This is a genomic window from Streptomyces sp. R21 (genome assembly GCF_041051975.1).
Lineage (GTDB): Bacteria > Actinomycetota > Actinomycetes > Streptomycetales > Streptomycetaceae > Streptomyces.
This window is the reverse complement of the sequence record NZ_CP163435.1, coordinates 4,225,752-4,246,274: the sequence shown is the minus strand read 5'-3', so window position 1 is coordinate 4,246,274 and position 20,523 is coordinate 4,225,752. Positions and strand designations below refer to the sequence as shown.

Sequence of the window (20,523 nt, the reverse complement as noted above, 5' to 3'; positions counted from 1 at the left end):
GTGCCGGAACCGACCATGGTCGCGCAAACCGGGAACCTGACAGTCGTCGCGGCGGACTATTTCGAGTCCTACTCGGTCGTCGGACTGCTCGCCCTCGTGGGCGTGCTCTTCGTCGCCGTCGCCTTCGGCGCGGGACGGCTGCTGCGGCCGGTGGTACCCACCCCCGAGAAACTTCTGACGTACGAGTGCGGCGTCGACCCCGTCGGCGAGGGCTGGGCCCACACCCAAGTCCGCTACTACGTGTACGCCTTCCTCTACGTCATCTTCGCCGTCGACTCGATCTTCCTCTTCCCCTGGGCGACAGTCTTCGCCGCGCCCGGTTACGGCGCCGCGACCCTCGTGGAGATGTTCGTCTTCCTCGGCTTCCTCGCCGTCGGCCTGCTGTACGCATACAAGAAGGGCGTCCTGACATGGACGTGACCCCCGCTCCCGTGGACCTTCCGGCGCCGGTGCCGGTGCCGGTGTCCGAGCCCAAGCGGCTCGGCGCACTCGCGCGCCTCGCCCCCGAGCCGATGAAGGTCGTCCTGAACTGGGGCCGCCGGTACTCGCTCTGGGTCTTCAACTTCGGCCTCGCCTGCTGCGCGATCGAGTTCATCGCCGCGTCCATGGCCCGCCACGACTTCATCCGCCTCGGCGTGATCCCCTTCGCGCCCGGCCCGCGCCAGGCCGACCTGATGGTGGTGTCGGGGACGGTCACGGACAAGATGGCGCCGGCCGTGAAGCGGCTCTACGAGCAGATGCCCGAACCGAAGTACGTCATCTCCTTCGGCGCCTGCTCCAACTGCGGCGGCCCGTACTGGGACTCGTACTCCGTCACCAAGGGCGTCGACCAGATCATCCCCGTCGACGTCTACGTCCCCGGCTGCCCCCCGCGCCCCGAAGCGCTCCTCCAGGGCATCCTCAAGCTCCAGGAGAAGATCGCCCGGGAGTCGCTGGGCGAGCGGTACGGGACGACGCGTCCGTCGGTGGCGGCGCTGCAGAGTGGGCTGGTGAAGCCGCCGGGGGCTGTGGGGGCGGGGGCCGGTTCGGGCTCGGGTGCGGGTGCGGGTGCGGGTTCGGTGAGTGGGTCGGGTGCGGGTTCGGCGGATGGGTCGGCTGCGGGTTCGGCGGATGGGCCGGCTGAGGGTTCGGGTGCGGGTTCGGCGAATGGGTCGGGTTCGGGTGCGGGTTCGGCGGATGGGGCGGGCGAGGGTTCGGCGGATGGGTCCGCTGACGGTTCGGCCGAGGGGGAGGGTCGATGACCGTCGGCTGGCTGCCCGCTCCCGTCGAGGAACTGTTCGGGCCGGAGGCCACGGCCGAGGAGTCGTACGACGTCCTCACGGTCGACGTACCGCCCACGACCTGGATCGCCGCCCTCGAAACGGCCCGCACCACACTGTCGTGCACGTACTTCGACTGGCTGAGCGCCGTCGACGAACCCGGCACCGGCTTCCGCGTCTCCGCCCACGTGGTGGCGCTGTCCCCGGTCCGCCGACTTCTCGTCCGTACGACGGTCCCGCACGAGGCGGCGGTGCTGCCGTCCGCGATCTCCGTCTACGCGGGCGCCGCCTGGCACGAACGCGAGACCCACGAAATGTTCGGCGTCTCCTTCGAAGGCCACCCGGCGCTGGATCACCTCCTGCTGCCCGAAGGCTTCGAAGGCCACCCCCTCCGCAAGGACTTCGTCCTTGCCGCCCGCGTCGCCAAGGCCTGGCCCGGCGCGAAGGAACCCGGAGAGTCCGAGCACGGTGGACCCAAGCGCCGCCAGATGCTCCCGCCGGGCGTCCCCGACCCCAACGAGTGGGGCCCCCTCAAGGGCCAACTCCCGCCCGCCCCGGCCCGCCCAGCCCGTGGCGCCGCCCGCCCGGCCGGCGACCGCCCGGTACGCCGCGCCCGCACGGCAGGCGAGGGTTCGGCCAGCCAGGCGGCTCCGGCAGCTCCTGCCGCTGCCCCTGCGGACACTCCGGCATCGGCACCAGGGCCGGCACCCGCTCGCCGCGCGCGCAGCGCGAGCCAGGGCTCGGCGACCCAACGAGCGGAAGCAGCCGCCGAGTCGACGGGTTCCGCCGCCCCGGGCGCCGCCGAACCGAAGCCCCCTGTCGCACCTTCCCCGAGCGGTCCCGACACGCCCCGCAGCGCGGACGCTCCGTGGCACCACGCCCGGCCGGCGTTCGACGAGCCGAGCGACGAGCCCGGCGACAAGCAGGGCGAGGAGGGTCGGCCGACAGCCACCCCGGCGACGGGCACCACCCCGGCGGCTGACACCACGTCGGCGGCTGACACCACGTCGGCGACGGTGGCCACGCCAGAGTCCGAGGCCACCCCGGCACCCGACCCCCAGCCTGACAAGAGCCAGAACCACACCCCCGACGACCCGACGGACCAGGTAAACCCGCCAGACCCCGAACGTTCGTCCGGCCCCACAGACTCCACAGACCGCACAGGCCCCGAAGACCCCGCAGGAGGCGCGCAGTGAACGACGCTCTCGACGTCGCCCTGCGACTCCTCGTCGTCTTCGTCGTCTTCCTGACGTTCCCCCTGATCGTGGGCCAGACCGAGCACAAGGTCATGGCCCACATGCAGGGCCGCCTGGGCCCGATGTACGCGGGCGGCTTCCACGGATGGGCCCAACTCGTCGCGGACGGCGTGAAGTTCGCGCAGAAGGAAGACGTCGTACCCGCGGGTGCGGACCGCCGTATCTTCCAGCTCGCCCCTGCCGTAGCCCTCCTCCCGTACCTCCTGGTCCTCCTCGCCATCCCCATCGGCCCCGGCGAGGGAGCCGTCGGCGAGGTCGTCGACGCGGGCATCTTCTTCGTGCTCGCCGTGATGGGCGTCGGAGTCCTCGGCTCGCTCATGGCCGGCTGGGCCTCCGCCAACAAGTTCTCCCTCCTCGGCGGCCTCCGCACGGCAGCCCAGCTTCTCGCCTACGAACTGCCCATGCTGCTCACCGCCGCCTCCGTGGCGATGGCGGCCGGCACCGTCTCCCTCCCTGGCATCGTCGACGCCTTCGAGTGGTGGTGGCTGCCCTGGCAGATCGTCGGCGCGATCGTCTTCTTCGTCGCCGGCCTCGCCGAACTCCAGCGGCCTCCCTTCGACATGCCGGTCGCCGACTCGGAGATCATCTTCGGCGCCTACACCGAGTACACCGGCCTCCGTTTCGCTCTCTTCCTCCTCGCCGAGTACGCCGGAATCGTTGTCCTGTGCGGGCTGACCACCGTCCTCTTCCTGGGCGGCTGGCACGGCCCCGGGGGCGCCGACGGCCTCGGCTGGGTCTGGACCCTCCTGAAGACCGCGATCCTCGCCTTCGTCGTGATCTGGCTGCGCGTCACCTACCCCCGTCTCCGCGAGGACCAGCTCCAGAAACTCTCCTGGACCCTCCTCGTCCCGCTCGCCCTTGCCCAGATCGCCCTCACCGGCGTCGTGAAGGTGGTGATCTCGTAACCATGGCTCCGATCCCCGGCAGTGGCCTCGCCAAGGGCCTGGCCGTCACTCTCCGCACGATGACGAAGCGCTCGCACACCGCGCAGTACCCGGACGCCCAGCCCGACCTCCCGCCCCGCTCCCGCGGCGTCATCGGCCTCTTCGAGGAGAACTGCACGGTCTGCATGCTGTGCGCCCGCGAGTGCCCGGACTGGTGCATCTACATCGACTCCCACAAGGAGACGGTCCCGCCCGCGGCTCCCGGCGGCCGCGAGCGCAGCCGCAACGTCCTCGACCGCTTCGCCATCGACTTCTCCCTGTGCATGTACTGCGGTATCTGCATCGAGGTCTGCCCTTTCGACGCCCTCTTCTGGTCCCCGGAGTTCGAGTACGCGGAGACCGACATCCACGAACTCACCCACGAGCGCGACAAGCTCCGCGAGTGGATGTGGACCGTCCCGGCCCCGCCCGCCCTCGACCCCAACGCCGAAGAACCCAAGGAACTCGCCACCGCCCGCAAGACCGCCGACAAACTCGCAGCGGAACAGGCAGCCGAACGGGCAGCGGAGCAGGCACAGGAGCAGGCAGAGGAGCAAGAGGAACAGGTCGCTGAGCAGGCCGCAGCGCAGGCAGAGGAACGGGCCGCTGAGCAGGCCGCGGAACCAGCAGCGCCCCCGGCCGCCGCTCAGCCCGAGCCCCCGGCTCCCGCTGAGGCGCCGGCACCGACCGAGCCCCCGGCCGCAGGCACAGGCACAGGCCCGGCCGAACCCCCGGCCGTCGGCCCGACCGACCCCCCGGCCCGCCCCGCCGATCCGCAGGAGGGTGAGTCGTGAGCCTCGCAGCAGCAGCAACGGCCGCCGCGGCGCGGGCCGCGACCACCACCGCCGCCGAGAGCCACGGCTTCCTCTCGCCGACCGGCGTCGAGATCGCCTTCCTCCTCGTCGGCCTGGTCACCTTCGGCGCCGCGATCGTCACCGTCACCACCAAGCAGCTGGTGCACGCCGCCCTGTGGCTGGTGGTGGCGCTCGGCGGCCTCGCCGTCGAATACCTCCTCCTCACCGCCGAGTTCATCGCCTGGGTGCAGGTCCTCATCTACGTCGGTTCCGTCGTCGTCCTCCTCCTCTTCGGTCTGATGCTCACCAGGGCCCCCATCGGCCGCTCTCCGGACGCCGACTCCGGTAACCGCTGGGCGGCCCTGACCGTGGCTGTCGCCGCGGCCGCTGCCCTGATCTGGGTCGTCGTCGACGCCTTCCGTACGACCTGGGTCGACCTGGACGGCGCCGCCGCCGGCTCCACAGCCGTGACCGGAGCGAGCCTCTTCCAGAACTGGGTGCTTCCCTTCGAAGCCCTCTCGGTCCTCCTCCTCGCCGCCCTCGTCGGCGCGATCGTCCTCTCCCGCAAGGCGAAGGCGGACGCCACGGCCCGCCCGGGCGCCGGGACCGGCACCGACGCCCCTGCCGGAGGCGGCACCCCGAGCCGTACGGACGCCTCCGACGGGCAGTCCCCGGCCAAGGAAGGGACCCGCTGATGCACCTCGCCTATCCCGCCGTGCTCTCCGCCCTCCTCTTCTGCACGGGCCTGTACGGAGTCCTCGCCCGCCGCAACGCGATCCTGGTCCTCATGTCCGTCGAGCTGATGCTCAACGCCGTCAACCTGAACCTCGTCGCCTTCGACGTCTGGCTCTCCAAGGCCGCCCGCGACACCCTGCACTCCGGCCAGGCACTGACCCTGTTCACCATCACCATCGCCGCCGCCGAGATCGGCATCGGCCTGGCGATCGTCCTCGCCGTGTACCGCAATCGCGGCACCTCGGACATCGACAAGCTCCGCGACACCGCCGAGGGCCCCGACAGTGGCGCACCCGCGGCCGAGAAGGCTGAGGCCACCGCGTGACCACGACCACCCTCGCCGTCCTCGTCCCCCTCCTTCCGTTCCTGGGCTCCGCGGCGGGACTCCTCCTCGGCCGCACGGCCCCGGGCTTCGTACGCCCCCTCGCCGTCCTGCCGACCCTCACCGCGCTCGTCCTCGCCGTGCTGGTCGCCGTACGCCAGGGCGGTCACCAGGCGATCGACGCCGCCACCGAGCTGACACCCACCGGCTCGGTCCCGATCGAACTCGCCCTGCACATCGACGGTTTCGCCGCCCTCGTCGCCGTCCTGGTCGGCCTGGTCGCGTCCTGCGTGCAGATCTACTCGACGGGCTACCTGCGCGACGACCCGCGCTACCCCTCGTACGCCGCCCTCGTCTCCCTCTTCACCTCCGCGATGCTGCTCGTCGTCTACTCCGGCGACCTGATCGTGCTCCTGGTCGGCTGGGAGATCATGGGCATCTGCTCGTACTTCCTGGTCGGCCACTACTGGGAGACCCCCGAAGCCCGCGCCGCCTCGATCAAGGCCTTCCTGGTCACGAAGCTCGGCGACGTCCCCTTCCTCATCGGCCTGTTCGCCCTGGCCACCGACGCCGGGTCCTTCCGCATCACGAAGGTCCTCGGTGCGGTGGCAAGCGGCGGGATCGACCACCCGACGCTGATCGCCCTGCTGCTTCTGGCGGGCGTGGCGGGCAAGTCGGCGCTGTTCCCGCTGCACACCTGGCTCCCCGACGCGATGGCGGGTCCCACACCCGTCTCCGCGCTGATCCACGCCGCGACGATGGTCGCCGCCGGTGTCTACTTCATCGCCCGGCTCCTTCCCGTCTTCCAGGCCTCCTCGGCCGCGATGGTCGTCCTCGCCGTCATGGCCGCGGTCACGATGGCGGGTTCGGCGCTCGCCGCTCTCGCCCAGGACGACATCAAGCGTGTCCTCGCGTACTCGACGATCGGCCAACTCGGCTACATGGCCGGCGCCCTCGCCGTCGGCGACCGCGGTGCCGCCGTCTTCCACCTCCTGTCGCACGGCGCCTTCAAGGCGCTCCTGTTCCTCGCGGCCGGCGTGATCATCCACGCCTCCGGCACCAACTCGCTGGCCGCCATGTCCCGTATGAAGGACCTGCGCGCCCGCGTCCCCGACGCCTACTGGACGATGACCGTGGCGCTGCTCGCCCTCGCCGCGATCCCGCCGTTCAGCGGTTTCTTCTCCAAGGAAGCCGTCCTCGGTGCCGCCGAGCACGTGGCCACCGGCCACACCGAGCACGCCCCCGGTGCCGCCGGCTGGATCGTCCTCGTCGCCGGTCTGATCACCGCCGTCCTCACCGCCGCGTACGCCACCCGCCTCTGGCTGCTGGCCTTCCGCGGCCGGGGCGCCGAGGCCCCCGACCACGGGAGGCAGCCGCTCACCATGACCGTGACGCTGTGGGTGCTGGCAGTGCCGTCCCTGGCCTTCGGCCTGGCGTACGGCCCGCTGCCCGGCTGGTTCGACGGCCGCGATCTGACGCCCGTCCTCACCACATCCGTCCTCGGCACCGGGCTCGCCCTGGTCGGCGGGCTCGTCACCTACGGAGCCTGGCGGCACACGACCGCGCTCGCGGCCAGCGCCCCGCTGGGCGCGGTCGCGGCCCACCCCGAGGCCGACGGCGGACTGGTCGAGGCCGAGGCCATCGCGAGCCACGCACCCGCGTACGGAGACGTGGCCTCCGCACCCGACCCGGCGGATCCGGGCCGGCTGCTGCTCGGCCCACTGCACCGCCACGCGGCCGTCGGCTTCCACGTCGACGCCGTGTACACGGCGCTCTTCGTCCGCCCGGTCCAGGCCGCCGCAGCACTGGTGCGCTTCCTCGACCGCGAGGTCGTCGACACCTACGTACGGGGCGCGGGCGCCCTACCCCGCTGGCTCGGCGCCGCCGTACGGCGCGCCCAGACCGGCAATGTGCAGACCTATGTGAGCGCGCTGCTCGCCGGCACCGTCGTCCTGGTGGTCGCCGCCCTCCTCGTCGCCACCGGAGCGTGAGCAGGCGTGATCGATATCAACGAGTCCGTGATGCAGATCCTTCTGGCATTCATCGTCGTCGGCCCGCTCATCGGGGCCGTCGCGGCTCTCCTGCCCGCCCCGCCCGGGCTGAAGGGGAAGTCGCCCGAGCAGGCCGTGCTGCGGCACGGCATGGTCGTCACCGGCGCGGTGCTCATCGCCGCGATCGTCCTCGCGCTCGGCTTCGACCACGACCACCCGTCGAAGATGCAGGCCACGACGGACATCAGCTGGATCCCCGCACTCGACGTGCGGATCCACCTCGGCATCGACGGCATTTCCCTCCCCCTTCTGGTCCTGACCGCGCTGCTGACCTTCCTCTGCGCGCTCTACAGCTACTTCAAGATGCCCGCGGGTCCGACCCCGAAGGCATTCGTCGCCCTGCTGCTCGTCCTCGAGTCCGGCACCCTCGCGACCTTCGCCGTCCTCGACCTGCTGCTGTTCTTCCTCGCGTTCGAGATGGTGCTCATCCCGATGTACTTCCTCATCGCCCGGTGGGGCGGTGCGGAACGCCAGGCCGCTGCCTGGAAGTTCATCCTGTACACGCTGCTCGGTTCGGTCGTCATGCTGCTGGGCCTGCTCCTGATCGGAATCAAGTCCGGCACATTCGACATGGTGGCACTCGCCACTGACAACGGCCGCGGGCTGACCACATCCGTGCAGGTCATCGCCGTTTTGGCGATCGGAATCGGGCTCGCGGTCAAGACGCCGATGTGGCCGTTGCACAGCTGGCTGCCGGACGCGCACACCGCCGCGCCGACCGTCGGCTCGGTCCTGCTGGCCGGTGTACTGCTGAAGATGGGTACGTACGGGTTCGTCCGGATTCTGCTGCCGATCGCGCCCGACGGCCTGCGCACCTTCGCGCCCTACCTCGCCGCCTTCGCCGTCGTCGGGATCATCTACGGATCCCTGGCCTGCCTGGCCCTCGCCAAACGGGGCGCGAAGGGCGATCTCAAGCGACTCATCGCGTACTCCTCCGTCGGCCACATGGGCTTCGTGCTGCTCGGCATCGCGACGATGACCCCGACCGGCGTGAACGGCGCGCTCTTCGCCAACATCGCGCACGGCCTCATCACCGGCCTCCTCTTCTTCCTCGTCGGCGCGCTGAAGGACCGGACCGGCACCACCGACCTCGACACCCTCGCCGAGGAGACCGGCGCCGCCCTGTACGGCAAGGCCCCGCGCCTCGGCGGCCTCATCGCCTTCGGCGCCGTCGCCTCGCTCGGCCTGCCGGGCCTCGCCGGGTTCTGGGGCGAGATGCTGGCGCTGTTCGGCGCGTTCAAGCCCGCCGACGACCTCAGCCGCCCCGCGTTCCTCACGTTCATGGCGATCGCCGCCTTCGGCACGCTCCTCACCGCCGCGTACATGCTCGTCGTCGTCCGCCGTGTCTGCATGGGCGCCACTCCGCAGCCCGGCGCCCCGCAGCTCGCCGACGTCCAGAGTTACGAGTTCGCGGCCTGGACGCCGCTCGTCGCCCTCACCGTCGTCGCCGGGCTCTGGCCCAAGGCCCTCCTCGGCCTCACCGACCCGGCCGTGCAGCAGCTCCTCTCAGGAGGCACCCGATGAGCTCCCTCGTCCAGTCCGTCGACTGGCTGGCGATCGCGCCGCCCACCCTCATCGCGGTCGTCGGACTCGGTGTGCTCGTCGCCGACCTCTTCATCGACGACGGCAAGAAAGCCGTGCTCGGCTGGGTGTCGATCGCGGGCCTCGCCGCGTCCGCACTCCTGCTGCTGCCCCTCCTGGACGGCGACCGCGCCACCTTCTGCCTGACAGGCGACACGGACCTCTGCAGTTACACGGCGGACCGTTTCACCCTCGTCATCCAGTTCCTGGTCCTCGGCGGCGCACTCCTCGCGGCCCTGCTGTCGGTCACCGCCCTCAAGGACGCCGACAAGGAACTCCCCGAAGGGGAGTTCTGGTTCCTGCTGCTCTCCTCGGCCGCGGGCGCCGCACTGCTCCCCGCCTCACGCGACCTCGCGACCCTCATCGTCGCCCTCGAAGTCGCCTCCCTGCCCGCCTTCGCCCTCGTCGGCATCAAGCACGGCGACAAGAAGTCCTCCGAAGCGGCCCTGAAGTTCTTCCTGTCCTCCGTCACCGCGACCGCCGTGAGCCTCATGGGGGTCAGCTTCGTCTACGCGACGACCGGCACCCTCTACCTCACCGAGATCGCGGACAAGATCCAGCATGTCGACGGACAGTTCCACACCCTCGCCCAGGCGGGCGTCGTCCTCACCCTCGTCGGCTTCGCCTTCAAGACGGCCGCAGTGCCCTTCCACTTCTGGGTGCCCGACACCTACGTAGGGGCGCCTCTGCCGATCGCCGCCTACCTGTCGGTCGTCGGCAAGGCGGTCGGCTTCTCCGGGCTGATCCTCGTCACCGTCGTCGCCTTCCCGTCGTACGCCGACGTATGGGGCCCCGCGCTCGCAGCGCTGGCCGCCCTCACCATGACCGTCGGCAACGTCGGCGCCCTGCGGCAGCAGGCCACGCGCGCGTACAGCGCAGTGCGGCTGCTCGCCTGGTCCTCCGTCGGCCAGGCCGGCTACCTCCTGGTGCCGATCGCCTCCGCCGCCTACTCCAAGGACGCCGAGAAGGCCATCGGCTCCACCGTCGCGTACGCCCTGATGTACGCGGCAGTGAACCTCGGCGCCTTCGCCGTCGCCGCCCTCGTCGGCCGCACGAAGGTCCTGAACCGCATCAGCGACTACCGCGGCCTGTACGCCTCGAACCCGCTGGCCGCCCTGATCCTCGGCTTCTTCCTGCTGTGCCTGGCCGGGCTGCCGCCGGGCATCATCGGCCTCTTCGCCAAGGTCACCGTCTTCTCGGCGGCCGTCGACGCGGGACTCGGCTGGCTGGCCGTGGTCATGGCCGTCAACGTCGTGATCGCCCTCTTCTACTACCTCCAGTGGACGACCCTGCTGTTCCGCGCTCCCGAGGGCGAGCCCGAGAAGCACCGCGTGCCGGCCCCGCTCACGGTCGCCATCGCGCTGACCGCGCTCCTGGGGATCGCCCTGTCCGGGGCGCCCCAGCTGATCCTGCGCTTCTCGGCGGACACCGGCCTGTTCTGAACCGTCCCGCCAAAACACCCTTCACGCGCGCGTGGCCCGTCCTGCCTAGTCACCCGGACGGCCCACGCGCGTCGGCGCCCGCACAAGGGAACTAGCGCTCCCCGCCTGGCGTTGACCAGTACGGGAGGGTCCACTGAAGAGTGGAAGCAGAGCATCAGCAGGCAAAGGGTTCCCCTGCCGCACCACTTGGAGGGCGTACCGTGCACCGCCGGCACAACGGGCTCAGGACCGCCGTACTCCTCGGGGGACTGTCCGCACTCATCATCGTCATCGGCAGCTTCTTCGGGCGTACCGGCCTCTTCGTCGCGCTCTTCGTAGCGATCGGCACCAACGCGTACGCGTACTGGAACAGCGACAAACTGGCTCTACGCGCGATGCGTGCGCGCCCGGTGAGCGAGTTCGAGGCCCCGGCCCTCTACCGGATGGTCCGCGAACTCTCCACACAGGCCCGCCAGCCCATGCCACGCCTGTACATCTCGCCGACCGAGGCGCCGAACGCCTTCGCGACCGGCCGCAACCCGCGCAACGCGGCCGTGTGCTGTACCGACGGCATCCTGCGCATTCTGGACGAGCGTGAACTGCGCGGAGTCATCGGTCACGAGCTCAGCCACGTCTACAACCGCGACATCCTCATCTCGTCGGTCGCCGGCGCCCTCGCTTCCGTCATCCTGTTCCTGGTCAACTTCGCCTGGCTGATCCCGATCGGCCGCTCCAACGACGACGACGGCCCCGGCATCCTGGGCATGCTGCTGATCGTCATCCTCGGCCCGATCGCCGCGTCCCTCATCCGGCTCGCCATCAGCCGCTCCAGGGAGTACGAGGCGGACGCGTCCGGCGCCCAGCTCACCGGCGACCCGCTCGCCCTGGCAAGCGCGCTGCGCAAACTCGACGCGGGCACCAAGCAACTGCCGCTGCCTCCCGAGCCGCGCATCGAGACCGCGAGCCACATGATGATCGCGAACCCCTTCCGCCCCGGACAGGGAATGTCGAAGATGTTCTCCACACACCCGCCGATGGCGGAGCGCATCGCCCGGCTCGAGAAGATGGCAGGTCGTCCTCAGTGAAAACCATCCTGAACGTCATTTGGCTCGTCCTGAGCGGCTTCTGGCTGTTCCTCGGATACCTGGCCGCGGGTGTGCTGCTGTGCATCACGATCATCGGCATCCCGTTCGGCATCGCCGCGTTCCGTATCGGCGTCTACGCCCTGTGGCCCTTCGGCTATACGACGGTCGAGCGCCGTGACGCGGGCGCCCCCTCCTGCATCGGCAACGTTCTGTGGCTGATCCTCGCGGGCTGGTGGCTCGCCATCGCGCACATCGTCACCGGCATCGCCCTGTGCGTCACGATCATCGGCATCCCGTTCGGCATCGCCAACTTCAAGCTCATCCCGGTCTCGCTGCTGCCCCTGGGCCGCGAAATCGTGCGCACCGACGAGCCGTTCGCCAGCCGCTAGCGGGTCGGCCGGGGCCGCGCCACACGTCGTACGCCGCGGCGGCGCAGAGTTATCCACAGGCTGCCCGATTGTCAGTGCCGCGCTGCATCATGAATCCATGACCGAGATCGAGCAGTTGCTGGACAGGGTGACAGCCGAGGCCCACAACACCCGCCCGTGGGGCTGGCCTTCACTGCCCGAGCCCGTGGACGCCGCTGCGCTCGCCCGCGCCGAGGCCGTCCTGGGCTTTGCCCTGCCTTCTCTGCTCGCTTCGCTCTATGCGCGGATAGGGGACGGCGGATTCGGCCCGGAGTACGGCCTGCTGCCCCTGCTCGACAGTCACCCGTCGGGCGAACCCGCCGCGGTCCCGCAGTACCTCGCCAACCGCAAGAGCGGCCGCAAGGACCCCGACTGGCCCTGGCCGGAGGGCGTTCTGCCGATATCCCACTGGGGCTGCGGCATGTACGCGTGCGTGGACTGCCACAGCCCGGAGGCCACGGTCCTGCTCTTCGAGCCGAACGCCGCCGAGGCCGACCACGCCTGGTACGTGGACGCACCGGCCCTCGCGGACTGGCTGCGCACCTGGCTCGACGGCACGGGCTGGTACGAGGAGTCCAACGACGAGGTGGACATGGCGCCTTGGCCCGACTTCCGGATACGCACGGTGCCGGCGCAGAGGTCGTAGCCGACGCTCGCGGGCACATCCCGACGTCTGACCGAGGCTCGGCAGCTACCGCCCGGCCGCCCATTTCCGTACCCCGTACGCCGCCGCCCCCACCGCAAGCACAGCCGCGCCCACGACCACCGACACCCCCGGCAGCGCGAACGCCAGTACCACGCACCCGACGAGCCCCACGACCGGCACAACCCGTGACGCCGGGGCGGAACTGAGCGTCCACGCAGACGAGTTGGCCACCGCGTAGTACGCCAGCACACCGAAGGAGGAGAACCCGATCGCGCCCCGCACATCCACCGTCGCGGCCAGCACGGCGACCACCGCGCCCACGGCCAGCTCTGCCCGGTGCGGCACCTGGAACCGCGGATGCACGGCGGCCAGGGCGCCCGGCAGATGGCCGTCCCGGGCCATGGCCAGCGTCGTCCGCGAGACACCCAGGATCAGAGCGAGGAGCGAGCCGAGCGCGGCCACGGCGGCGCCCACCCGCACCACCGGCACGAGCCCCGGAGCACCGGCCGCCCGTGCCGCGTCGGCCAGCGGCGCGGCCGCGTGCCCGAGCCCACCCGACCCCAGCACGGAAAGGACAGCCACCGCCACACCCGCGTACACCACCAGCGCGATGCCCAGAGCCAACGGGATCGCGCGGGGGATGGTGCGCGCCGGATCCCGTACCTCTTCACCGAGTGTCGCGATCCGCGCGTACCCGGCGAACGCGAAGAACAGCAGACCGGCCGCCTGAAGCACGCCGCCGGAGAGCCCGACGTCGAGCCGCCCGGCATCGGAGGCACCGGAGCCGAGGCAGACGACCATCACGGAAGCGAGGACCGCGAGGACCACCGCCACGATCACCCGCGTCAGCCAGGCCGACTTCTGTACGCCGCCGTAGTTCACCGCGGTCAGCGCAAACACGGCACCGACCGCCACCGCGTGCGCCTGCCCCGGCCAGACGTACGCCCCCACCGTGAGCGCCATCGCCGCACAGGAGGCCGTCTTACCGACGATGAACGACCAACCCGCCAGGTAGCCCCAGAAGTCGCCGAGCCGCTCGCGCCCGTACACGTAGGTGCCACCCGAGGCGGGGTACATCGCGGCCAGCCGCGCCGAGGACATCGCGTTGCAGTAGGCGACCACGGCGGCGACGGCGAGGCCCAGCAGCAGCCCCGACCCCGCAGCGCGGGCCGCGGGTCCCAGGGCCGCGAAGATCCCGGCACCGATCATCGACCCGAGACCGATGACGACCGCGTCCCCGGCCCCGAGTGTCCGCCGCAACTCCGCACCGGCCCGCGGCCCGCCGGGCCCCTGTTCACCGCGCGGCCCCGCGCCGGACTGTGTCATGGACCGCACCCTACTGATCAGCGCAACCGGAAGCCGCCGCGGAGACGTCCTCCCCGGCAACGGGACAACAACACCGGCACAACCAGCAGTAAGAGCGCATGAACACAGCCGGGCCGGAGCAGGAGCACAGCAACGGCACAGTACGGAGAGGCAGGTTCACGGCATGGGCATCATCAGCTGGATCATTCTGGGGCTGTTGGCCGGAGCCATCGCCAAGTTCCTGCTGCCGGGCCGTGACCCGGGCGGCTTCATCGGGACGACCCTCATAGGCGTCGCGGGCGCTTTCATCGGCGGCTGGATATCCGCCCGTTGGCTGGACCATCCGATCAGCAAGCAGTTCTACGACGGCACCACCTGGGCAGCCGCGATCGGCGGCTCGCTCGTGCTGCTGATCATCTACCGCGTCCTGTTCGGCGACTCGCGCCGCTGAACGCGCACAACTGAGCCCGCAGCCAGCAGGCGAGAAGGGTGGGCACTCTGGGTGCCCACCCTTCTCCGTACCCGCTTCACCGGCTGGTACCACTACTGCGACCGCTACCGGTACGAGCAGCGGCAGGGGTAGCGGCAGCGGTAGCGGATGGTTCTACCGGTAGTTCACGTACTGCAGGGCGAAGTCGAAGTCCTTGCCCTTGAGCAGCGCCTGCACGGCCTGGAGGTCGTCACGGCTCTTCGAGCTGACGCGCAGCTCGTCGCCCTGCACCTGAGCCTTGACGCCCTTCGGGCCCTCGTCGCGGATGATCTTTGCCACCTTCTTCGCGTTGTCCTGGGAGATGCCCTCCTCGATCGACGCGAAGATCTTGTACTCCTTGCCGGAGAGCTGCGGCTCGCCGGCGTCCAGCGCCTTCAGCGAGATGCCCCGCTTGACCAGCTTGGTCTCGAACACGTCGAGGATGGCCTTGACTCGATCCTCGGAGTTCGCCTCCATCAGGATCTTCTCGCCGGACCAGGAGATGGAGGCGCCGACGTTCTTGAAGTCGTAGCGCTGGGAGATCTCCTTCGCGGCCTGGTTGAGGGCGTTGTCGACCTCCTGCCGCTCGACCTTCGAGACGATGTCGAAACTGGAGTCGGCCATGTCCTGTGGCTCCTTGTATCGGGGTGCGTAGGGGCGGCCGTCGAGCCGGGCATCGGTCCCGGGCCGCATCCTCATAAGCCTAGCCATCGTCTCCCGTCCGAGCGCAGATCAATCGGGTGGCGAAGCACCCCCGGGCATCGGGTATCGTTTACGTCGTTGCCACGGAGCACCGCCGAAAAGCGGTTCGAAGGGCAGCAACCCCGGCGGTGTGCCCGAGCGGCCAAAGGGAGCAGACTGTAAATCTGCCGGCTCAGCCTACCCAGGTTCGAACCCTGGCGCCGCCACGCTGAGGGAAACCCCCTCTGATCTGTGTAAAAGCAGATCAGAGGGGGTTTCTGCGTGTCCGGGGAGTGATCCCCGGACGGGAATCGAAAGTGGGTGACTTGTCTCACGCGATTCCGGCTGGAACCCGGGAGTGATCAGGATTCCGGATCAGGCGAGGAACGAGTTCCATACCGCTTGAGTGCCCTGTAGCGGCGGGCGAGGGCGTGGAACGCCTCCTTCGGTTCCCAGGGCGTATCGGGGTAGGTGCGGGTGTCCTCGGGGTAGCCGCTCTGCTCGTCGAGGATCTTGACGATGCCGTAGGAGGCCATGTCCTCGTCGGGTCCGGAGGTGCGGTGTGGTGTGGCGAAGCCGGCGAAACTGAACCAGAAGACGGAGTCGACGCCCTCCTCCTCGAAGACGGTCATGAGGTCGTCGAGGTAGCGGACCTGTTCGCCCTCGTCGCGCACCAGGTCGGGCTTGAGGGTGACGCCGTCGGCCTCCTTGGCCATGTACCAGCCGGCGCCGCCGTAGTCTCCTGCACCGCGGTAGGTGCAGCAGCCGGTCTCCATGACGGCGACGCGTTTGCCGTGGGCGAACTCCTTGCGCAGGTCGTCACGGAAGGTGGAGGCGTTGCGCAGGCTCCGGAAGGCGTCCAGGCCCACGATGTCGAACGGGGTCCAGTCCACGCCGTCCAGCGGGCAGGAGGCGTAGCTCACCCGGCCGCCGAAGAGGGGCCGTACGGCGTCGACGACTTCAGCCAGGAAGGTGTTGACCTTGTCCGGGATGCCCTGGAGCGCGGCTTCGCGGCCGGGGCCCGCCAGGACGGGGATGCGCTCGTTGAAGGAGTGGCCGGGCAGGTAGCCGCGGGCGAACAGGCTCAGTTCGCAACCGGTGACGAGGGTGACCTCGGCGCCGTCCCGACGCAGCCGTTCCGCCCGCTCGGCGCAGTCGGTGAACAGCGGCAGCATCTCGGTGTCCGTCAGCTCGCAGGGGAACGGCGAGAACCAGACCTCCAGGCCCTCCTCCGCCGCGAACCGCGCCGTGGTCTCGATCCGGTCCGGGTCGCCCCCGGTGATGCGGACCGCGGTGCAGTGCAGGTCCTGTGCGACGACCCGCATGTCCCGTGCGGCGTCCCGGGGGTCGAAGACGGGGCGCGAGGTGTCGCTGTTGGGGAAGGTGCCGGTGTCGTAGTGGATGCCCTTGCCGCGCAGCATGACGGATACCTCCGATGAGCGTCGCTGTGTGCTGTACGGCGCGATCGTCCGGGTTCCAGCCGCGTCAGGGTCAAGCTCGGACGGTCGCCGGCCGGTGTGAAAGCGGGATCGCGAACCTGTTCCGGATGGGGACGTGTTCTGGATGACCGGAGAACCGACCAGGGACCTCGCTCAGACCCGACGACCCGACGACCCGACAACCCGACGACATGCGAGGGTGAGACGTACGTCAGTCAGGCAGACGGATCAAGCGGACTCCGGCTTCTGCGCCTCCGGCTTCGGAAGACCGTCCATCCACCCACTCGATCGCGCCCAGACCCTCCATACCGCCTCAAGTCGAACGCCCGTGCAACCATTTGCCGCCAACGGAAGTCTTGCGTCCGTAAACCCCTGCAGGATTCCGTCAGTTTCCCCGGTGTTCACAGAGGACTTCCTCCATGCCCTTCTCCCCGTCCGGTCGTCGTACCTCCCGCACCGCCATCGGCGCGCTGAGCGCCGGGGCCCTGCTCGCCCTCGGCGCGGCGTCCGCCGCGGTCGCCGACGAGGCCGCGCCCGATCTGCTTCTGGGGAGCATCGCCCCGGTCGACGGAGTGAAGCCGGGCAGCAGCTTCGACGTGCCGGTCACCGTCACGAACAAGGGGACGAAGGCCGCGGACAAGGCCTGGGTCGTCTACTCCGTCACCCGGGGTCTCGACTTCGCGGAGGTGCCGTCCAACTGCGCGGCACACCACATCCCTTCGTACGACGAGATGACGGAGAAGTCGAACATCGTGTGCGAGTTCGACCAGGCGGTGGAGCCCGGAGTCGTCTACGCGCCGGAGAAGCCGCTCGCGGTCAAGGTCCTGGACCGCGCGCTCTACGACAAGCTCCGCATGACCCTCTGGAGTTACGACCCGCCGCTGGACGACGCCGCCACGAAGCCCGTCCAGGGAACCGGGCCCGCGGTGAAGCTGGTCGAGCAGTCAGGCGGCGGGAGCGACGTCGCCGGTGACGCCATCGACGTACCGGTCACCTCCGTCAACACGGCCGACTTCCAGGTCTCGGGCGCCCACCTGAAGGGCGCCGTCGGTGACACCGTCACCATGCAGGTGAAGTTCACCAACGCCGGACCCGCCTGGGTGCTGCGCTCGGAGAAGAAGCCGCCGCTGCGCGTCGCGGTCACGCCTCCCGCCGGTACGTCGGTCGTGAAGGGGGACGGATTCTGCAGCGACAAGCCCGTGACCGGGACGACGTACAGCTGCGGCACCGCCCAGCGCTGGGTGAACGACGGTGAGGTGACCGCGTACACCTTCAAGCTGAAGATCGACAAGAAGGTGGCGGGTGCCAAGGGCTCGATCGCGCTCAGCGACGAGACGAGGCCGTTCGACGCGGACAAGACGAACGACAAGGCCGCCATCACCCTCGACGTGGCCGGCAGCGGCTCGACCGGTGGGTCCACCACGGGCGGTTCCGGCACCGGAGGCTCCGACACGGGCGGCTCCTCGTCCAACGGCGGTTCCACGGGCGGCTCGTCGTCGACCGGCGGTACGGGCTCGGCCTCGACCGGCGGCTCCACCGGCGGCTCCTCGTCGACCGGCGGCACGAACACGACGACGACCGGGGGCGACCTGGCCTCCACCGGCTCCGGCCCGGCCCTCCCGCTCGCGGGCGCGGCAGCCGCCGCGGTGGCCACGGGCGCGGCCACCGTCCTCGTCGTACGCCGACGCCGCCAGGCTCAGAACCGCGCCTGACCCCACCACGCGCCGGACCGCCCGATGCCGTACGACCACTCCCGTGGCGTACGGCATCGGTGCGGTCCGGTGTCGAACGACCCTGCCCAGCCGGTACGTTCCCCACCCCACCGGGCACACTGATCCCATGTCTTCGCGCCGCCGCAACTGCCCCGAGTGCCGCCGTGAGATCGCCGTCGTCGCGGGACGGTTCGCGCGGCACGACCCGCCGGGGGCACGAGGGAGCGGCGAGCTGGTCTCGTGCCCCGGGTCGCGCCGGCAGGCGCAGCTCGGGGCTGCCCAGCCGGCCCTGGACGGGTACGTCGTGCCCGAATGCCCCGGACAGCTCCCACTGTTCTGACGGTCCGGCTACGGGAGCCCGCCGCCCCGGCCTTCATGGCTGCCGTACGTCCATACGGCTGACCGGACCGTCCCCGCCGTACGAGCGGATGCCCGGCCTCGAACTGCCGGGCCCGCGGGCGCGAACCTCCTCGGCGCCGCCACCGCTGTGGCCTGGCCCCGCTCAGTTCCCCGCCACCGACTTGACCGCCACCGAGACCGGCGCCGAGCCGCTGATCAGCTCCAGAGTCAGCCCCGCCGTCGCCGGGGTGTCCACCAGCTCCGCGAGGACCGCCGCGACGTCGTCGCGGGGGATCGTGCCGCGGCCGGTGGACGCCTCCAGGCGTACGAGACCGGTGCCGGCGTCGTCGAGCAGGCCGCCGGGGCGCAGAATCGTCCAGTCCAGCGCCGTACGACCGCGTACGTAGGCGTCGGCCTCGCCCTTGGCGCGCAGATAGACGTCGAAGACGCCGTCGCCCGGGTGCGCCGGGTCCGCGCCCATCGAGGACACCACCACGTACCGCCGTACGCCCGCACGCTCGGCCGCCTCCGTGAAGAGGACGGCCGCGCCGCGGTCCACCGTGTCCTTGCGGGCCGTGCCGCTGCCCGGGCCCGCGCCCGCCGCGAAGACGGCCGCGTCCGCGCCCTGCAGATGTGCGGCGACCTCCTCCACCGAGGCCGACTCCAGATCGCAGAGGACCGGCTCGGCGCCGGCCGCCCGCAGATCGTCGCCCTGCTCGGCGCGGCGGATGATCCCCGCAACCTCGTCACCGCGCGCGGCGAGCAGCCGCTCGAGCCGCAGCGCGATCTGACCATGACCTCCAGCGATGACAATGCGCATGTTTCCGACCGTACGCCCGGCCGGACCCGTTCGCCGCACAACCCTGTGGACAACTCATGCGTCACATGAATGATCACACGATCACATGGGGGCGAGGGGTGCTGCCGCGCGCCGACGTACCCCATCTGCGCGGCGCCCCGAGGCGTCCCCAGCGGCGTCCTGAGGAGACCATCATCACCGCCATACGCAAGACCGTCACCACGGCCGGCTGCGCCGCCGTCCTGCTCGCCACGGCGGCCGCCTGCGGCACGGTCGAGAACCTCACCGCGGGGCAGAAGGTCGACCATGCCGTCGAGCAGCTCGGTGAACAGAAGTCGCTCGCCTTCGCGTTGAACCTGGACGCCGATCCCGACGCCCTCACCTCGCTGATGGGCGAGGAGGGCGCAGACGCGGATCTGCCCCCGGCGTTCGCCGAAATGCTCACCGGGCTGCGCATCGACGTGTCCGTCAAGTCCAAGAAGGCGCTGGCGGATTCGGGCGAGAAGGACCTCGTCGGGACGAGCGTCAGGATCGCGGGATCCGACGGCCTCCTGGCCGAGTACCGGGTCGTCGGCGACTACACGTACTACCGCGCCGACATGAAGGCCTTCGGCAAGGCGATGGGTACTCCGATGCCGTCGGCCGACGACCTCCCGGAGAGCGAGAAGGAGTTCAGGGCCGTCCTCGAAGGGGACTGGGTCAAGATCGAGAACGGTGGTCTCAAGAAGGCCGCGGACGTGCCCGCCAAGGACGAGGTCGACGCCAGGACCCAGCAGAAGATCCTCAAAGCCGTCCGCGGTGTCGTCACCCACGAGGTCACCTTCAGTAACAAGGGCGGCAAGGACGGCACCGAACGCATCGTCGCCAAGGCCAACTTCCGCGACCTGCTCACCGGCGTCTTCGACAAGCTCCGGCCGCTGGAGGGCGACCTCCCGTCCGGCGCCGAACTCCCCACGGGCAAGGACCTGAAGGGCGCCCCGAACAAGAAGGTCGCCGTCGACTTCACACTGAAGAACGGCGCCCTGACCCAGGTGAAGGTCGACCTCGCCGTCCTCGCGGACGACCCGAAGGCCGCCAAGCTGCCGCTGGTCCTGAAGTTCGACAAGGCAGGCGACGTCAGCGCCCCGTCCGGCGCCACCGAGATCCCCGCAGGCAAGTTCGGAGGGTCCAGCCCCCTCGGCAGCGTCCTCGGAGGCGGCGGCCTCTGAGCCACCGGGCACAGCGGCACGCACTCGAACACGCCGGGCACGCGCGCGTGGACCGCAAGAAACGGTCCACGCGCGCGTGGACGGCAAAAAC

At 70.4% G+C, this 20,523-nt stretch carries 21 protein-coding genes and 1 tRNA gene; 18 read left to right on the top strand and 4 right to left on the bottom strand.

Annotation, left to right across the window (positions count from 1 at the left end; translation table 11 throughout):
- The first annotated feature begins 15 nt into the window (after positions 1-15).
- The 13 genes from AB5J56_RS18970 to AB5J56_RS18910 all read left to right on the top strand — a co-directional run bounded on the left by AB5J56_RS18970 (position 16) and on the right by AB5J56_RS18910 (position 12,480).
- Positions 16-420, top strand: coding sequence for an NADH-quinone oxidoreductase subunit A (locus AB5J56_RS18970; protein ID WP_369242642.1), 405 nt, complete (start codon positions 16-18; stop codon positions 418-420).
- Positions 411-1,241, top strand: a complete 831-nt coding sequence (locus AB5J56_RS18965) for an NADH-quinone oxidoreductase subunit B (RefSeq protein ID WP_369233912.1) — start codon at positions 411-413, stop codon at positions 1,239-1,241. The genes AB5J56_RS18970 and AB5J56_RS18965 overlap by 10 nt, the downstream gene beginning before the upstream one ends.
- Entirely contained in the window at positions 1,238-2,455 is a 1,218-nt protein-coding gene (locus AB5J56_RS18960) for an NADH-quinone oxidoreductase subunit C (RefSeq protein ID WP_369233911.1), read from the top strand. Before AB5J56_RS18965 ends, AB5J56_RS18960 begins: the two co-directional genes overlap by 4 nt.
- The gene (locus AB5J56_RS18955) at positions 2,452-3,420 is read left to right on the top strand and encodes an NADH-quinone oxidoreductase subunit H (protein WP_369233910.1); all 969 of its coding nucleotides are present in this window, start codon (positions 2,452-2,454) and stop codon (positions 3,418-3,420) included. Before AB5J56_RS18960 ends, AB5J56_RS18955 begins: the two co-directional genes overlap by 4 nt.
- A gap of 2 nt (positions 3,421-3,422) precedes the next feature.
- On the top strand, positions 3,423-4,232 hold the full coding sequence (locus AB5J56_RS18950; RefSeq protein ID WP_369233909.1) for an NADH-quinone oxidoreductase subunit I: 810 nt from the start codon (positions 3,423-3,425) through the stop codon (positions 4,230-4,232).
- On the top strand, positions 4,229-4,927 hold the full coding sequence (locus AB5J56_RS18945) for an NADH-quinone oxidoreductase subunit J (protein WP_369233908.1): 699 nt from the start codon (positions 4,229-4,231) through the stop codon (positions 4,925-4,927). The genes AB5J56_RS18950 and AB5J56_RS18945 overlap by 4 nt, the downstream gene beginning before the upstream one ends.
- Entirely contained in the window at positions 4,927-5,292 is a 366-nt protein-coding gene (gene nuoK / locus AB5J56_RS18940; RefSeq protein ID WP_369233907.1) for an NADH-quinone oxidoreductase subunit NuoK, read from the top strand. The genes AB5J56_RS18945 and nuoK overlap by 1 nt, the downstream gene beginning before the upstream one ends.
- Positions 5,289-7,280 carry an NADH-quinone oxidoreductase subunit L gene (locus AB5J56_RS18935; RefSeq protein ID WP_369233906.1) on the top strand — a complete coding sequence of 664 codons (1,992 nt, stop codon included), beginning with the start codon at positions 5,289-5,291 and terminating at the stop codon, positions 7,278-7,280. The genes nuoK and AB5J56_RS18935 overlap by 4 nt, the downstream gene beginning before the upstream one ends.
- Positions 7,281-7,286: 6 nt before the next feature.
- Positions 7,287-8,864 carry an NADH-quinone oxidoreductase subunit M gene (locus tag AB5J56_RS18930; protein ID WP_369233905.1) on the top strand — a complete coding sequence of 526 codons (1,578 nt, stop codon included), beginning with the start codon at positions 7,287-7,289 and terminating at the stop codon, positions 8,862-8,864.
- A complete protein-coding gene (locus AB5J56_RS18925) occupies positions 8,861-10,363 on the top strand; it encodes an NADH-quinone oxidoreductase subunit N (protein WP_369233904.1) in 1,503 nt (500 codons plus the stop codon). The genes AB5J56_RS18930 and AB5J56_RS18925 overlap by 4 nt, the downstream gene beginning before the upstream one ends.
- Before the next feature lie 200 nt (positions 10,364-10,563).
- Positions 10,564-11,427 carry a zinc metalloprotease HtpX gene (gene htpX / locus AB5J56_RS18920; protein ID WP_369233903.1) on the top strand — a complete coding sequence of 288 codons (864 nt, stop codon included), beginning with the start codon at positions 10,564-10,566 and terminating at the stop codon, positions 11,425-11,427.
- Entirely contained in the window at positions 11,424-11,816 is a 393-nt protein-coding gene (locus AB5J56_RS18915) for a YccF domain-containing protein (protein ID WP_369233902.1), read from the top strand. Before htpX ends, AB5J56_RS18915 begins: the two co-directional genes overlap by 4 nt.
- Positions 11,817-11,913: 97 nt before the next feature.
- Complete coding sequence (locus AB5J56_RS18910) at positions 11,914-12,480, top strand: SMI1/KNR4 family protein (protein ID WP_369233901.1); 567 nt, start codon at positions 11,914-11,916, stop codon at positions 12,478-12,480.
- Positions 12,481-12,525: 45 nt separating this feature from the next.
- On the opposite strand, the gene AB5J56_RS18905 is transcribed toward AB5J56_RS18910, so the two are convergent.
- Positions 12,526-13,806: an APC family permease gene (locus AB5J56_RS18905; RefSeq protein ID WP_369233900.1), complete on the bottom strand. Its 1,281-nt coding sequence runs from the start codon at positions 13,804-13,806 to the stop codon at positions 12,526-12,528.
- A 163-nt stretch (positions 13,807-13,969) separates the two neighbouring features.
- Between AB5J56_RS18905 and AB5J56_RS18900 the strand changes: the two genes are divergently transcribed.
- Positions 13,970-14,236, top strand: a complete 267-nt coding sequence (locus AB5J56_RS18900) for a GlsB/YeaQ/YmgE family stress response membrane protein (RefSeq protein WP_369233899.1) — start codon at positions 13,970-13,972, stop codon at positions 14,234-14,236.
- 153 nt (positions 14,237-14,389) lie between these two features.
- Here AB5J56_RS18900 and AB5J56_RS18895 read toward each other — a convergent pair whose 3' ends face one another.
- Positions 14,390-14,878, bottom strand: coding sequence for a YajQ family cyclic di-GMP-binding protein (locus AB5J56_RS18895; protein WP_369233898.1), 489 nt, complete (start codon positions 14,876-14,878; stop codon positions 14,390-14,392).
- A gap of 202 nt (positions 14,879-15,080) precedes the next feature.
- Here AB5J56_RS18895 and AB5J56_RS18890 point away from each other — a divergent pair.
- A tRNA-Tyr gene (locus AB5J56_RS18890) sits at positions 15,081-15,162 on the top strand.
- Between the two features lie 135 nt (positions 15,163-15,297).
- On the opposite strand, the gene AB5J56_RS18885 is transcribed toward AB5J56_RS18890, so the two are convergent.
- Entirely contained in the window at positions 15,298-16,356 is a 1,059-nt protein-coding gene (locus AB5J56_RS18885) for a hypothetical protein (RefSeq protein ID WP_369233897.1), read from the bottom strand.
- A 437-nt stretch (positions 16,357-16,793) separates the two neighbouring features.
- On the opposite strand from AB5J56_RS18885, the gene AB5J56_RS18880 reads away from it, so the two are divergent.
- Together AB5J56_RS18880 and AB5J56_RS18875 are read left to right on the top strand one after the other, a co-directional pair.
- Positions 16,794-18,086 (top strand): hypothetical protein, encoded by a 1,293-nt coding sequence (locus AB5J56_RS18880; protein WP_369233896.1) that lies wholly within the window; start codon positions 16,794-16,796, stop codon positions 18,084-18,086.
- A gap of 127 nt (positions 18,087-18,213) precedes the next feature.
- Positions 18,214-18,426 carry a hypothetical protein gene (locus AB5J56_RS18875; RefSeq protein WP_356141695.1) on the top strand — a complete coding sequence of 71 codons (213 nt, stop codon included), beginning with the start codon at positions 18,214-18,216 and terminating at the stop codon, positions 18,424-18,426.
- Positions 18,427-18,588: 162 nt separating this feature from the next.
- Here AB5J56_RS18875 and AB5J56_RS18870 read toward each other — a convergent pair whose 3' ends face one another.
- Entirely contained in the window at positions 18,589-19,245 is a 657-nt protein-coding gene (locus AB5J56_RS18870; RefSeq protein WP_369233895.1) for an SDR family oxidoreductase, read from the bottom strand.
- A gap of 65 nt (positions 19,246-19,310) precedes the next feature.
- Between AB5J56_RS18870 and AB5J56_RS18865 the strand changes: the two genes are divergently transcribed.
- Positions 19,311-20,432 carry a hypothetical protein gene (locus tag AB5J56_RS18865; RefSeq protein WP_369233894.1) on the top strand — a complete coding sequence of 374 codons (1,122 nt, stop codon included), beginning with the start codon at positions 19,311-19,313 and terminating at the stop codon, positions 20,430-20,432.
- Positions 20,433-20,523: the final 91 nt, after the last annotated feature.

Bases quoted from the DNA above. Each gene is read 5' to 3' on its own strand.
- AB5J56_RS18925 (WP_369233904.1), top strand. From the start codon at position 8,861: ATGAGCTCCCTCGTCCAGTCCGTCGACTGGCTGGCGATCGCGCCGCCC.
- AB5J56_RS18965 (WP_369233912.1), top strand. From the start codon at position 411: ATGGACGTGACCCCCGCTCCCGTGGACCTTCCGGCGCCGGTGCCGGTG.
- AB5J56_RS18885 (WP_369233897.1), bottom strand. From the start codon at position 16,356: ATGCTGCGCGGCAAGGGCATCCACTACGACACCGGCACCTTCCCCAAC.
- nuoK (WP_369233907.1), top strand. From the start codon at position 4,927: ATGCACCTCGCCTATCCCGCCGTGCTCTCCGCCCTCCTCTTCTGCACG.
- AB5J56_RS18950 (WP_369233909.1), top strand. From the start codon at position 3,423: ATGGCTCCGATCCCCGGCAGTGGCCTCGCCAAGGGCCTGGCCGTCACT.
- AB5J56_RS18900 (WP_369233899.1), top strand. From the start codon at position 13,970: ATGGGCATCATCAGCTGGATCATTCTGGGGCTGTTGGCCGGAGCCATC.
- AB5J56_RS18870 (WP_369233895.1), bottom strand. From the start codon at position 19,245: ATGCGCATTGTCATCGCTGGAGGTCATGGTCAGATCGCGCTGCGGCTC.
- AB5J56_RS18910 (WP_369233901.1), top strand. From the start codon at position 11,914: ATGACCGAGATCGAGCAGTTGCTGGACAGGGTGACAGCCGAGGCCCAC.
- AB5J56_RS18905 (WP_369233900.1), bottom strand. From the start codon at position 13,806: ATGACACAGTCCGGCGCGGGGCCGCGCGGTGAACAGGGGCCCGGCGGG.
- AB5J56_RS18865 (WP_369233894.1), top strand. From the start codon at position 19,311: ATGAATGATCACACGATCACATGGGGGCGAGGGGTGCTGCCGCGCGCC.
- AB5J56_RS18880 (WP_369233896.1), top strand. From the start codon at position 16,794: ATGCCCTTCTCCCCGTCCGGTCGTCGTACCTCCCGCACCGCCATCGGC.
- AB5J56_RS18970 (WP_369242642.1), top strand. From the start codon at position 16: ATGGTCGCGCAAACCGGGAACCTGACAGTCGTCGCGGCGGACTATTTC.
- AB5J56_RS18875 (WP_356141695.1), top strand. From the start codon at position 18,214: ATGTCTTCGCGCCGCCGCAACTGCCCCGAGTGCCGCCGTGAGATCGCC.
- AB5J56_RS18895 (WP_369233898.1), bottom strand. From the start codon at position 14,878: ATGGCCGACTCCAGTTTCGACATCGTCTCGAAGGTCGAGCGGCAGGAG.
- AB5J56_RS18960 (WP_369233911.1), top strand. From the start codon at position 1,238: ATGACCGTCGGCTGGCTGCCCGCTCCCGTCGAGGAACTGTTCGGGCCG.